Here is an 11,767-nt window from a genome sequence, read left to right on the forward strand (position 1 = left end):
CGGCTCAACCTTCTTCGCCGGTCGCCACCGGCCGTGCGTCGTCGCTGACCCAGTCGCTCCATGACCCCGCGTACAGGCGGTTGTCCGGCCCCAGCGGCACGCCTGCCAGCTCCCGCGCGAGCAGGTTGGCCGTGGCGCTGACCCCGCTGCCGCAGGAGCTGACGGTGGGGGCGTCGCCCGCACCCAGCCGCTCGGCCTGCGCCTCTGCGCCGCGCCAGTGCCCGCTTTCGTCCAGCGCCCCCGCCCACTCGCGGTTCACGGCACCGGGAATATGCCCCGCCTTGCGGTCCAGCGGCTCGGTCTCGCCCCGGTAGCGGGCGGGGGCACGGGCGTCGATCAGCAGGGTGCCCGCGTCCCGGTTCGCCACGTCCTCGGCGGTGGCGACCATGCCCGGCTGCACGTCCGGGGTAAAGGTGGTGGGCGCGTACTCGGGTTCGGTGGTGCTCACCTCGCCTCCCGCCGCGAGGTAGGCGGGCCAGCCGCCGTCCAGCACATAGACTTCGCGGTGCCCCAGCCAGCGCAGCAGCCACCACGCGCGGGTCGCGTAAAAACCCTGCCCGATGGAGGGATCGTCGTAGGCCACGACCACGCTGTCGTTGCCGACCCCCACGCTGCCCAGCCACGCTGCGAGCGTCTCCGGCTCCGGCAACGGGTGCCGCCCCCCCGCCCCGTCCGGCCGCACCGGGCCGCTGAGGTCCGTCTCCAGATCGGCATAGATCGCGCCGGGCACGTGGCCCTCCAAGTAGGCGATGCGCCCGACCAACGGGTCACTCAGGGCGTAGCGGCAGTCGAGGACGCGCAGGCGTGAGTCGTGCAGATGCTCCAGCAGCCACTCAACGGTCTTCAGCGGGGAAGAGGTCATGGCCGCAGGCTACACCGGGGGGCTGGGCCATCAACTGGACAATAAAAAAGCCGCCTCTTCGGGCGGTGATAAAAGTAAGATAGCGCGATATACGGTATGCGTCAAGAGCCGCTCACCCGGCGAAAGAAAGCCCCCTTCTCTGCGAAGGGGGCCTCGGGGCGTGGCCGTGCTACCGCGCCAGTCCCGTCGCGCGGCTCTCCCGGATCACGGTCACCTGCACCTGACCGGGGTATTCCATGTCCTGCTCGACCCGTCCGGCGATCTCGCGGGCAAGCAGGGTGGCTCCGGCGTCGGTGACCTGCTCGGGCTGCACGATCACGCGCACCTCGCGGCCTGCCTGAATCGCGTAGGCCTGCTGCACGCCGGGAAAGGCGACCGCGATCTGCTCGAGTTGCTCCAGCCGCCGCACGTAGGCTTCCAGCTCCTCGCGGCGGGCACCGGGCCGGGCCGCACTGATCGCGTCGGCAGCAGCGACGAGCACCGAGTACAGCGTCTCGCCGTTTTCCGGGTCGTGGTGGTGGGCAATCGCGTCGATGACCTCGGCGGGTTCCCCGAACCGCTTGGCGAGGTTGATGCCGATCTCGACGTGGGTGCCCTCGATCTCGCGGTCGATGCTCTTGCCCACGTCGTGCATCAGCCCGGCGCGGCGGGCCAGCCCCGCATCTAGACCCAGTTCGTCCGCCATGATCCCCGTAAGGTGTGCGACCTGCACCGAGTGCTTCAGGACGTTTTGGCCGTAGCTCGTGCGGAAGTACATCCGCCCCAGCAGTTGCACCAGCCCCGGCTTGAGGCCGACCACGCCCGCCTCGATGGCGGCTTCCTCGCCCTGGGCGTGCATGAAGGTCTTCATCTCGTCCTGCGCCCGCGTGACCATCTCCTCGATGCGGGTGGGGTGAATGCGCCCGTCCGCGACGAGGGCTTCGAGGACATGCCGGGCGACCTCGCGCCGCACCGGGTTGAAGCTCGACAGGATCACCGCCTCCGGCGTGTCGTCGATGATCAGGTCCACCCCGGTCAGCGCCTCGAAGGCGCGGATGTTGCGGCCCTCGCGCCCGATCAGTCGGCCCTTCATCGCGTCGTTGGGGATAGGCACCACCGACACGCTGAGCTGGGCACTCGTCTCGGAGGCCGAGCGCTGAATCGCCTGCGCGATCAGGCTGCGGGCGGTGCGCTTGGCCTCGGCGCTCGCGCGGCTCTCCATCGCCTTGACGCGGATGGCCTTTTCCTCCTCCAGCTCGGCGTCAAGCTGCCCCAGGATCTGCTCGCGGGCGGCTTCGGGCGAGAGGCCCGCGACCTCGTAGAGCTTCAGGTCGATCTGCCGGGCACGTTCGCCCAGCTCCGCTTCCTGCCCAGCCAGCGCCCGCAGTTGGGCTTCCAGCCGTTCCTCCAGGGCGTCGAGGCGTTCGCCCCGCGCGTCAAGCTGCTCGGCGCGGCGGTTGAGGCGCTCGATCTCGCGCTTGAGTTCGTCGCGCTCGCGGCGGGTTTCCTGGCGGTCGAGGCCGAGCGTCTCGCGCTCGCGGGCGGCTTCTGCCAGGGCGCGGGAGCGTTCGGCCTCGACCTGGGCGCGGAGGGTCTGAAGCTCCTCGCGCCCGGTATCCACGCTGGCGGCGGCCTGCCGCTCGCGGTCCTCGGCGTCCTGAAGGCGGCGGGCAGCGTCCAATCGGGTCTGCTCGGCCTGCGAGCGGAGCTGCCGGGCCTCGGCCTCGGCCTGGGTCAGAACCCGCTCGGCCTCGGCGCGGGCCTCGCGCTCCAGTAGGTCGTCGTGCGCCCGCTGCTCGCGGCGCCCCCGCGTGTGCCCGGTGAAAAACCCACCGGTCACCCCCCCCAGGAGCGCCAGAATGACAAACAGAATGGTCATGGTGGCTCCTTTGTCGTGCTGATGTTGACCAGAGGCGCCCTGTTCCTCTTGGCATCAAGGCGCCCCGAAACCGTGAAGCGTGAGGGGCCGTCCCTGGCCCCCACCCCGGCAGTGTAACGCCCGGCTCCGGCCCTCACGGGGAAAGCCTCCGGGCGCCGCATGAAGGGCATTCACCCCCCTGATCTCTGTCCGGTCAGGGGGGCAGGGGGCACCGCCGGAGCGTCAGTTCACCGCCCGGTCCAGCCCCGCCCACAGCTCCTTGCGCAGCAGAAACTTCTGGAATTTGCCGCTGGCCGTCTTGGGGAGGTCGTCGCGGAACTGGTAGTGCTTGGGCACCTTGTACCCGGCGAGGTGCTCGCGGACGTGCGCGGTAAGTTCCTCTGGGGTGACGGCGGCGCCCTCGTGCAGCGCGATGAAAGCGCAGGGCACCTCGCCCCACCGGGGGTCGGGATGGGCCACCACCACCGCCTCGCGCACGGCGGGATGGGCGTACAGCACGCCCTCGACCTCCACGCTGCTGATGTTCTCGCCGCCCGAGATGATCACGTCCTTGTTGCGGTCCCGGATCTCGATGCGCCCGTCGGGGTGCCGCACCGCCACGTCCCCGGTGTGGAACCAGCCGCCCTCGAAGGCTTGCTCGGTCGCCTCCGGGTTGTCCAGGTAGCCCGCCATGACCAGATTGCCGCGCACCATGATCTCGCCCAGCGTGTCGCCGTCGGCGGGCACCGGGGTCAGTTCGGGCGTCATCACCTCGACCTCCCCGGCGAGCAGCATCTCGAACCCCTGCCGGGCAGTCAGGGCGGCGCGGTCGGGCACGGGGAGCGCCCGCTGCGCCCCGGACAGTTCGGCGACCGTGATCAGCGGGCTGGTCTCGGTCAGGCCGTACACCTGCACGACCTCGAAGCCCAGGGCACTCATGTCCGCGATGGTGCGGGCGTGGGGCGGGCTGCCCGCCGTCGCCACCCGGACCGGGCGGGGGGTGGGCCGGGCAGTCGCCGGGTCGGTGATCAGGCTCAGCACCGTGGGCGCCGCCGCGAGGTGCGTCACCCCGTAGGTATGGACCGCGTCGTGGATGGCGTCCCCGCGCACCGCCGGAAGGGTTACGTGAGTCGCCCCCACCCCGAACGGCGCCCAGACGCCTCCCCAGCCGTTGGCGTGAAAGTCCGGCAGGGTGTGGAGGTACACGCTGTCCGAGTCGAAGTGCAGCGAGTACAGCACGCCCATCGCGTTCAGCATGGAGTTGCGGTGGGTCAGCATCACCCCCTTGGGGCTGCTCGTCGTGCCGGAGGTGTAGTTGACTGTGATGATCTCGTCCTCGTCCTCCAGCACGTAGGGCAGGGGAGAGCCGTCCTGCGCCGCCAGCCGCTCACTGAAGTCGCTGCCCCGGCCCATCGTCCACAGCGGGATGCCCAGTTCGCGGCAGGTGTCTTCCACTTTGGGAGCCAGCGTCACGTCGGCGAGGACCAACGATACCCCCGCGTGCCGCAGTTGAAAGGCATATTCCTCGGGTACCAGCCGGGTATTCAGCGGCACGAGCACGCGGTTCGCCCACGGCACGCCCGCGTAGGTCAGCAGGCCCTCGTGCGTGTTGGGTGAGAGGACCGCCACCCGCGCACGCGGCGGCACCGCTTCCGCCACCGCCCGCGCGAGGCGGTAGATGCGCTTGCCCCACTCGCGGTAGGTGAAGCTGGGGCCGTCCGGCTGGGTCACCGCGATCTCCTGCGGATACGTCTTCAGGCCGCGCCGAACGAGGTCCAGGGGGGTCAGGGGCGTCTTCATGGGGGGCACCTCCGGGGAGAAAGGCTCGGGTTATGGGTGCCTTTACTTTAAGCCCGGATGAAGGGGATGCGGGCGTTACACCCTGGGGAACGCCCCTCAGCCGCCGAGCCGCAGGGCCGCCTGCCACCCCGCCCGTGTGATCCGCGCGAGCACCGTGAAGGTGCCGTCTGGCCGGGGCCGCAGCACCGCTGCCTCCCCCTCGGCCAGCATCCACCCGGTGGTGAGGCGGAGGTTCTGTTCATGGGTGACGATCAAGGTGTTCGTACCCGTGCGGGGCGGCGTGCTCAGGAGGGCGCAGAGGTTGGTGACCACCCGCCGCCGGTCGGCCTCGGTCCCGGTACGGAAGTAGGGGTTGTTCAGGGCGGACGTGGCCGTTACCCGCCCGGCCAGCAGCGCGGCGCTGTCGCGGTTGCGGCAGTACTCGCCGCTCAGCACCGTGCCAAGGGGAATCCGCAGCTCCCGCAGCAGGCCCCCGACTGCCCGCGCTTCCGCCCGGCCCTGGGCACTCAGGAGGCGCTGGGTAGAGCAGTCACCGGGGGTCACGTCCGGCGCGTCGGCCCCCTCGGTGCCGAAGTGCCGGAAGTACAGCACCAGCCCCCCGGCCCGCAACTGCGCGAGCAGGGCGGGACTGACCTCCTGGGGCACCCCGACCGACTGGGCTGCGGCAGGGAAAAGCACGAAGGGCAGGGCCAGGCAAAGGCGGCGCATAAGCCAGCGTAGGCTCTCGACCAAGCGGACGACCGTGCCCAGCTCGCCCAAAAGAAAAAACCCCAGCCGAGGCTGGGGCTTCCTGCACGGGCTCGCGCTTACTTTTGCGCGTGCACCACGAGCTTCATCGGGATGCTGACCTCGGGGTGGGCGCGGTAGACGATGTCGTACTCGCCGATTTCCTTGACGGTCTTGGGCATCTCGATCCGGCGGCGGTCCACGTCGAAGCCGAGCTGGTCCAGCGCATCGGCCACGTTGCTGTGGGTCACGGCGCCGTAGATCTTGCCCTCGCCCGCACGGACGCTGAGTTCCACGGCCACGCCGTTCAGGCGGCTGGCGAGGTCCTCGGCCTGAGCCTTTTGCTTCTCCTGCTGCTTCTTGCGCGAGCGGAGCTGGGCTTCCAGGGTCTTCATGTTGGCCGCGTTGGCGGGAGTCGCCATGCCGCGCGGAATCAGGAAGTTGCGGGCGTAGCCGGGCTTGACGTTCACCACGTCGCCCGTCTGACCCAGGCGGCCGGGTTCCAGAAGGATCACTTGCATGCTCGTCACCCGTCCTTTACTTCCGGACCAGCTTCTCGGTGTAGGGCAGCAGCGCGAGCTGGCGGGCGATCTTGATCGTCTGCGAGATGCGGCGCTGGTGCTTGGCCGAGAGACCGGTGCGGCGGCGGGGAAGAATCTTGCCAGTGTCCGAAACGAACCGGCGAAGCATCTTCACGTCCTTGTAGTCGGTGATTTCCAGTTCCCCGATGGAGAACGGATCAACCTTGGGCTTGCGGGGACGCTTGGGTCCCTTGCCGCGCGGCTTGCGCTCGGCGCTGTTTCCTTGGGTCATGGGGTTCCTCTAAAACTGCGTTCCGGGCGTTTGGCAGTGGTTCAAGGGTCCAAGAGTCGGGGAGCCTGAGAAGGCCAGCTTCCTGGTTTTTAGACGCTCAGACCTGTTGACCCTTGGGCGCACGTGCCAGCGTGCTCAGAACGGCAGGTCTTCTTCTTCCGGCGGGAAATCGTCGAGACCTTGATCAATATCCAAGCCCCCCGAACGGGTCCCCGTGTTCGCCGCCCGAGCCGGTTGGCTCTGGGGACGCGCCTGACTGCTCGCGGTCTGCGTGCGAGGTCCGGCGGGGGTGGCTGCGGGACTGCCGGATGCGCCCGCGCCTCGGGAAAGGGCTTCGACTCGCGTCGCCTCTACTTTGGTGGAGTTGCGCTTGTTGCCGTCACGGTCGGTCCACGCCTCGTTCACGAGCCGTCCCTGCACCAGAATGGGGTCACCCTTGCGCAGGTCCTTCATGCTCTCGGCGAGGTCGCGCCACAGCGTCACGTCGATCCAGTGGGTCTTTTCCTGCTTCTGCCCTTGCCGGTCGTTCCAGGTCTCGTTCACGGCGAGGCCGAGTCCGAGCACCGCGTCTCCGGCGGGGGTATAGCGCAGTTCGGGATCGCGGGTCACGTTCCCGATAAGGACCACTTCGTTCATGCCGCTGCCCATGCGCACGCCGCCTCCGGCGTCCTGCACGAGTTCGGGCGCGTAGCCCAGTTGCTCCATACGCAGGGCCTTGACGCGCACCATGCTGCGCTTGCCGCCCTCCGGCGCTTCCCAGGACGAGTACTCCAGGCTGCCCTCGACCATCACGGCGTCGCCGCCCTTCAGGCCACGCTCGGCCTGCCACTCGGCAGGCTTGCCCAGAATGCTGACCCGGTGGTACCAGGGGAGCTTACGCTCGCGGCCGTCGTTGCCGACGATGTGGTCTTCCCCGGCCACGGTCGCCTCGAAGACCGCCGTGCCGTTGGGCGTGTAGCGGAGTTCGGGATCGCGGGCGAGAGCACCGATCAAAAAGACGTGGTTCATGCCTCGGGCCATAACTGGGTCTCCTTATTTGCTGGCGAAAAAACTTGGGACTTCTGGCTGGCTGGCGGATTTGGCCCTTGCGGGTTAACCGGAGCATAGCAACTCCGACCCCATTACGTCAATAACGTAATCAGGCCTTCTTGGTCTTCCACTCCGGGCGGTCCTTGACCACCAGGATGCGGCGCACGTTGTCGCGCAGGCGCAGGGGCGCGGCGATGGTCTGCTCGGGGTTGCCCCCGGCCCGGATGGTGTACATCAGGTAGTAGCCCTCGCGGTCCTTGTTCACGGCGTAGGCGAGTCGGCGGTTGCCGAGGTCGTCGAGGTTCATGATCTCGGCCCCGTTGCCGCGCAGGGTGTTCTCGATGTAGTCCTTCTCGATTTGCACCTGCTCGGCGCTGAGGTTGGGGTTCAGGATCAGGTTCAGGTCGTACTGGTTCATGGTTCACCTCGCTTTCGGCCGCGCGTGGCAAGGTCCAGCCTCGCCGGGCGGCGCAACTGGCTACTGTAGCAGAGTGCCCGGCGGGCCGCCAGAGCCACCCGGCGCAGGCCCCCGCTGGCGCCGTCCCGTACGCTGGGGCATGAGCAACGAGGGAACACAGAGCTGGATGGACGGCCTGCTCGACATCCTGCGGGAAGCGGTCGAGGGCGGTGAGCCGGGGCAGGGCACGGCCTTCCTGGACGGCACGGGGGCGGACGGCAGCGGCAACCACGGCCTTTTGGCAACGCTGGCCCGCCTCGGCGCGGGGGAGGCCAGCCGGGACGTGAACGGCACCTCGGTCGCGGGGCAGGCCCGGCACACGGCCCTGCATATGGAGGTGGTTGTGCGCTGGGAGCGTGATGGCGAGCGCGGCCCCTTCGACTGGAAGGGCAGTTTTCACCCGGCAGAGGTCAATACTCAGGACTGGGTCGGGCTCCAGGCGCGGGTGCGGCAGGCCTACGACGAGCTGGTGGCCTTTGCTCGCACGCAGGCAGACCTCCCGGTGACCGGGGACGCGACCGGGGGACTGACGGGAGCCATCGCCCACGTCGCCTATCACCTCGGCGCCATCCGGCAGATGGTCAAGGCGCTGGGGGCCGGGGGGTGAGCGGGGAGGTGCGTCCTTTTGTCGCCGGGGACGCGCCCGCCTGGGTGACCCTGTTCAACCGCGTGGCCGGGCGCCAGACCCCTCTGGATGCTTTTCACGTGGAGGAGGCCCGCCGTCATCCGGCCCACCTCAGCCGCCGCTGGGTGGTGGGCGAGGGGGAAGGGGTTCGGGGGCTGGCGCACCTCTACGCCTTTCCCTTCGATCCACCGGGCTTCCTGCATGCCAGTCTTCTCGTCACGCCAGAGGCGCGGGGCCGGGGAACGGGACGTGCGCTGTGGCAGACCCTGGAAGCTGCCGCCCGCAACCATGGCGCGACGGGCCTCGTCGCCGACGTGGCCGATACCGACCCGGAGAGCCTGGGCTGGGCCGGGCGCCGGGGCTTTCGCGTCCATGCCCACCGCTTCGCCTCCGAGCTGGACCTCACGACTTTCGACGAGACGCCTCACCTCCCGGCGTTGGCGCGGGCGGAAGCGTGGGGAGTGACTTTTCTGGACCTCGGTGGGGCCGATGAAGGGACCGTCGAGCGGTATCTGGGGTTCGTGGCCGACCGCCTCACCGAAACGCCCGACCTCGCCGGGCACCCCCGCTGGCCGCTCGCACAGGTCCGCGAGGCGTTGCGCCTGGACGAGAGCGGCTGCCCCGACTGGCTGGTTCTGGCGGTGGGACCGGGGGAACACTGGCTGGGCATGGCTGCTATGACTCCCCAGCGCAGCTTCGCCTATAACTTCCTCACGGCCACCCACCCGGAGGCAAGGGGCCGGGGCCTGGCCCTTCCTCTCAAGCTGCACGCCATCCGCCGGGCACGGGAGGCGGGCTTTTCCGTCCTGCGGACCAACAACCACAGCCAGAACGCGCCCATGCTGGCCGTCAACCGTCGTCTGGGCTTTCAGTCCCGGCCTGGCCGGTACGAGCTGCACCTGCCCCTGGCGGCTACTTCCGGCGCCTGAAGGGATTCCAGCGGCTCCCGGCGTCGGCAACTTCCGGCGTGGCGGGCGAACCTTCGACCGGCGCGTGCCGCCCGACGGGGCGCGGGGCCGGGGCTTCCGCTGGAGGCGTGCAGGGTTCCTCGATCTGCTCGCCCAGAGCCGTCAGCAGGGCGCGGCGCAGAGTCTCCGCCGTGGGCCGGTCACCAGGCCGCTTGGCAAGGGACAGTTCGAGCAGCCGGGCGACGGGCCGGGGCAACTCCGGGCAATGGGCCGATAGGGGCGGCGCGAAACGGTTGAGGTGCGCGGCCATCAAGTCCTCGTAGGTCTCGCCCTGAAAAGGCCGCGTCCCAGTCAGCACCTCGTGGGCGAGGACGCCCAGGCTGTAGACATCGCTCGCCGGACTGCTGAGGTCGCCCCGGTAGATCTCGGGGGCCATATAGAAGGGACTGCCGCTGGCGCACCCGCCCTGCGCTGTGAAGTACGCGCTGCCCAGATCTCCCACCGCGGCTCGCTCCCCGTCGAGGTAGACATTCTGCGGCTTCACGTCCTGATGAACCACGCCCAGCCCATGCAGGTAGGCCAGCCCGGACGCGAGGTCCGCGAGGAGGCGCAGCGGAGCCTGAACCGGCTGCGTCGCCCGCGCGTGCCCGGCCAGCGCGTCTGCCAGCGTGCCCTCCGGGTAGTGGTGCAGGGCGAGGTAGGCCCGCGCCCCGAACGGGCTGCCTGCATACCCGCGAATCACGTGGGGGTGCCGGAATTGCAGCGTCAGCCGTACCTCGTTGGCGAAACGTTCGGCGGCCTCCTGCTGCCGCAGCGTGCCCTCCAGCGGCACCTTGAGCGCCACCTCGCGCCCCTGCGGGTCCTGCGCCAGATGCACGAGCGAAGTCTGCCCCCGCCCCAGCACTTGCAGGAGGCGGTAGCCCGGAGGAGTCCGGTTGGAGGAGGGGGAGGGGCGCTCTGGGGTCATGGCAAGGGGCAAGCTGAAGGGGACCCCGTAAGTTCCCCTACAGTGTCCCCAGTCTAGAGCGGTGCTGTCACCGCAATCTGTCGAAATGTGGTGCGGCGTTACTCGTCGTCCCCCGCATCGTCGGCGGCGCGTTTGCCCGCCAACCATTCCAGCCCCGCCCACATCAGGTCGTCGAGATCACCGTCGAGGACATCGTCGGGATTGTGCTTCATGACTCCGGTGCGGTGGTCCTTGATGTACTGCTTGTCGAGGACGTAGGACCGAATCTGCGAGCCCCACTCAATCTTCTTCTGCTCGCCCCTGGCCTTCGCTTCCTCCTCCTCGCGCTTACGCATCTCGATGTCGTAGAGGCGCTGCTTGAGGATTTGCAGGGCGATCTCGTGATTCTTGATCTGCGAGCGCGTCTGCTGCGAGGCCACCGCGATGCCGGTCGGAAGGTGGGTCAGGCGCACCGCCGAGTCGGTCGTGTTCACGCCCTGCCCGCCCGCGCCCTGCGACCGGAACACGTCACGCCGCAGGTCGGAGTCGGGGATATGAATGTCAATCTCCTCCTCCGGCACCTCCGGCACCACGTCCACCGACGCGAAGCTGGTCTGGCGGCGGTTGTTGGCGTCGAAGGGCGACACCCGCACGAGGCGGTGAACCCCGTGCTCGGGGGCCATCATCCCAAAGGCCTTTTCGCCCCGGATGATGAACTCGATGCTCTGGTAGCCCGCCTGGTCGCCCGGCTGCTCGTCGAGGATGTCCACCTTGTAGCCCCGGCGCTCGGCCCAGCGCATGTACATCCGCGCCAGCATCCCGGCCCAGTCCTGCGCCTCGGTGCCGCCCGCTCCACCCTTGACCCGCACGATGGCGGGGGTGTCCGAGTGCTTCATCGTGAAGAGCGTCTCGCGGTAAAGGTCGTCCACCCGCGTCTGAAGGGAAGCCTGTTCCTCGGCGAGCATCTCCTGCTCTTCCTCACTGGCGATTTCCAGCATCTCCGAGAGGCCGCTGGCGTCACTCTGGAGAGACGTGTAGTCCTCCACGATGCGGCGCAGGCTTCCGGCCTCCTGGGTGACCTGCCGGGCGCGGCCCGCGTTGTTCCAGAGTTCGGGGTCGCTGAGTTCGCGGTCGAGTTCGTTCAGGCGCCTTGTCTTGCCGGGAATGTCAAAGGTACTCCCGGAGCGACGCCAGCTTTTCCAGCAGTTCCTGCATGGGCGTGCCTCCCTTCCGCGGGCTTCCCGTTGAGCGGGAGCGCGGGCTGATTGCCACCGGGGAGTATAGGTGAGCGCCCTGCGTGGGCAGAGGGCTGACGCCACCGTCTTCCTGCACAGGCCCACCCAGCCGCGGGTTTTGGTCGGATGCGAAGACTCGGGCGGGGGGTGTTGACAGACTTCAGGGTGGGGTGTATCTTTTCTGAGCCTCAAGCGAGGCGGGCAGCATGACAGGCGAAGAAGAGCGAGAGCAGGGCCACCTGACAGGGTGGTACACGCGGTCTCTCCCCCGAGAGACTCCAGACGTGTGAACGACCTTCGGGTCACGGTCTTCGGACCGAAGAAGCTCCTTCGGGAGCAGCCATGCGAACAAGCATGGATCAACACTTATCCACAACGGTCCGCTTGCGGACCGCGTTGGAACCATTTTATGGAGAGTTTGATCCTGGCTCAGGGTGAACGCTGGCGGCGTGCTTAAGACATGCAAGTCGAACGGTGACCTTCGGGTCACAGTGGCGCACGGGTGAGTAACGCGTAACTGACCTGCCCC

12 protein-coding genes and 1 rRNA gene are annotated in these 11,767 nt (G+C 68.7%); 3 read left to right on the forward strand and 10 right to left on the reverse strand.

Features of this window, described 5'->3' with window-relative positions; genetic code table 11:
* Window positions 1–4 precede the first annotated feature (4 nt).
* The 8 genes from F8S09_RS11200 to rpsF form a co-directional block, all read right to left on the reverse strand.
* Window positions 5–862, reverse strand: coding sequence for a sulfurtransferase (locus tag F8S09_RS11200; protein WP_152871548.1), 858 nt, complete (start codon window positions 860–862; stop codon window positions 5–7).
* Window positions 863–1,031: 169 nt separating this feature from the next.
* Complete coding sequence (gene rny, locus F8S09_RS11205; RefSeq protein WP_152871549.1) at window positions 1,032–2,720, reverse strand: ribonuclease Y; 1,689 nt, start codon at window positions 2,718–2,720, stop codon at window positions 1,032–1,034.
* 222 nt (window positions 2,721–2,942) lie between these two features.
* Window positions 2,943–4,499, reverse strand: coding sequence for an AMP-binding protein (locus tag F8S09_RS11210; RefSeq protein ID WP_152871550.1), 1,557 nt, complete (start codon window positions 4,497–4,499; stop codon window positions 2,943–2,945).
* 96 nt (window positions 4,500–4,595) lie between these two features.
* Complete coding sequence (locus tag F8S09_RS11215; protein ID WP_152871551.1) at window positions 4,596–5,207, reverse strand: histidine phosphatase family protein; 612 nt, start codon at window positions 5,205–5,207, stop codon at window positions 4,596–4,598.
* A 98-nt stretch (window positions 5,208–5,305) separates the two neighbouring features.
* Window positions 5,306–5,746 carry a 50S ribosomal protein L9 gene (rplI, locus tag F8S09_RS11220; RefSeq protein WP_152871552.1) on the reverse strand — a complete coding sequence of 147 codons (441 nt, stop codon included), beginning with the start codon at window positions 5,744–5,746 and terminating at the stop codon, window positions 5,306–5,308.
* A gap of 16 nt (window positions 5,747–5,762) precedes the next feature.
* The gene (gene rpsR / locus F8S09_RS11225) at window positions 5,763–6,038 is read right to left on the reverse strand and encodes a 30S ribosomal protein S18 (RefSeq protein WP_152871553.1); all 276 of its coding nucleotides are present in this window, start codon (window positions 6,036–6,038) and stop codon (window positions 5,763–5,765) included.
* A gap of 135 nt (window positions 6,039–6,173) precedes the next feature.
* The gene (locus F8S09_RS11230; RefSeq protein ID WP_152871554.1) at window positions 6,174–7,058 is read right to left on the reverse strand and encodes a single-stranded DNA-binding protein; all 885 of its coding nucleotides are present in this window, start codon (window positions 7,056–7,058) and stop codon (window positions 6,174–6,176) included.
* 118 nt (window positions 7,059–7,176) lie between these two features.
* Complete coding sequence (rpsF, locus tag F8S09_RS11235) at window positions 7,177–7,485, reverse strand: 30S ribosomal protein S6 (RefSeq protein ID WP_152871555.1); 309 nt, start codon at window positions 7,483–7,485, stop codon at window positions 7,177–7,179.
* Window positions 7,486–7,624: 139 nt separating this feature from the next.
* Between rpsF and F8S09_RS11240 the strand changes: the two genes are divergently transcribed.
* Both F8S09_RS11240 and F8S09_RS11245 read left to right on the forward strand, forming a co-directional pair.
* Window positions 7,625–8,131, forward strand: a complete 507-nt coding sequence (locus F8S09_RS11240) for a DinB family protein (RefSeq protein ID WP_152871556.1) — start codon at window positions 7,625–7,627, stop codon at window positions 8,129–8,131.
* Between the two features lie 8 nt (window positions 8,132–8,139).
* Window positions 8,140–9,078, forward strand: coding sequence for a GNAT family N-acetyltransferase (locus F8S09_RS11245; protein ID WP_322618755.1), 939 nt, complete (start codon window positions 8,140–8,142; stop codon window positions 9,076–9,078).
* Here F8S09_RS11245 and F8S09_RS11250 read toward each other — a convergent pair.
* Together F8S09_RS11250 and prfB are read right to left on the reverse strand one after the other, a co-directional pair.
* Window positions 9,062–10,024: a serine/threonine-protein kinase gene (locus F8S09_RS11250; RefSeq protein WP_152871557.1), complete on the reverse strand. Its 963-nt coding sequence runs from the start codon at window positions 10,022–10,024 to the stop codon at window positions 9,062–9,064. The genes F8S09_RS11245 and F8S09_RS11250 overlap by 17 nt on opposite strands.
* A gap of 98 nt (window positions 10,025–10,122) precedes the next feature.
* Window positions 10,123–11,218, reverse strand: a protein-coding gene (gene prfB / locus F8S09_RS11255; RefSeq protein ID WP_152871558.1) for a peptide chain release factor 2 whose coding sequence is annotated in 2 segments (ribosomal slippage) — window positions 10,123–11,172 and window positions 11,174–11,218 — 1,095 coding nt in all. Because the reading frame shifts where the segments join, the coding sequence is not laid out codon by codon here.
* Window positions 11,219–11,644: 426 nt separating this feature from the next.
* Here prfB and F8S09_RS11260 point away from each other — a divergent pair.
* Window positions 11,645–11,767, forward strand: a 16S ribosomal RNA gene (locus F8S09_RS11260); the annotation flags it as partial.

This window comes from Deinococcus terrestris, from assembly GCF_009377345.1.
Lineage (GTDB): Bacteria > Deinococcota > Deinococci > Deinococcales > Deinococcaceae > Deinococcus > Deinococcus terrestris.

Excerpts from the sequence above, each read along its gene's own strand:
- F8S09_RS11200 (WP_152871548.1), bottom strand. The coding sequence starts at position 862 with ATGACCTCTTCCCCGCTGAAGACCGTTGAGTGGCTGCTGGAGCATCTG.
- rny (WP_152871549.1), bottom strand. The coding sequence starts at position 2,720 with ATGACCATTCTGTTTGTCATTCTGGCGCTCCTGGGGGGGGTGACCGGT.
- F8S09_RS11210 (WP_152871550.1), bottom strand. The coding sequence starts at position 4,499 with ATGAAGACGCCCCTGACCCCCCTGGACCTCGTTCGGCGCGGCCTGAAG.
- F8S09_RS11215 (WP_152871551.1), bottom strand. The coding sequence starts at position 5,207 with ATGCGCCGCCTTTGCCTGGCCCTGCCCTTCGTGCTTTTCCCTGCCGCA.
- rplI (WP_152871552.1), bottom strand. The coding sequence starts at position 5,746 with ATGCAAGTGATCCTTCTGGAACCCGGCCGCCTGGGTCAGACGGGCGAC.
- rpsR (WP_152871553.1), bottom strand. The coding sequence starts at position 6,038 with ATGACCCAAGGAAACAGCGCCGAGCGCAAGCCGCGCGGCAAGGGACCC.
- F8S09_RS11230 (WP_152871554.1), bottom strand. The coding sequence starts at position 7,058 with ATGGCCCGAGGCATGAACCACGTCTTTTTGATCGGTGCTCTCGCCCGC.
- rpsF (WP_152871555.1), bottom strand. The coding sequence starts at position 7,485 with ATGAACCAGTACGACCTGAACCTGATCCTGAACCCCAACCTCAGCGCC.
- F8S09_RS11240 (WP_152871556.1), top strand. The coding sequence starts at position 7,625 with ATGAGCAACGAGGGAACACAGAGCTGGATGGACGGCCTGCTCGACATC.
- F8S09_RS11250 (WP_152871557.1), bottom strand. The coding sequence starts at position 10,024 with ATGACCCCAGAGCGCCCCTCCCCCTCCTCCAACCGGACTCCTCCGGGC.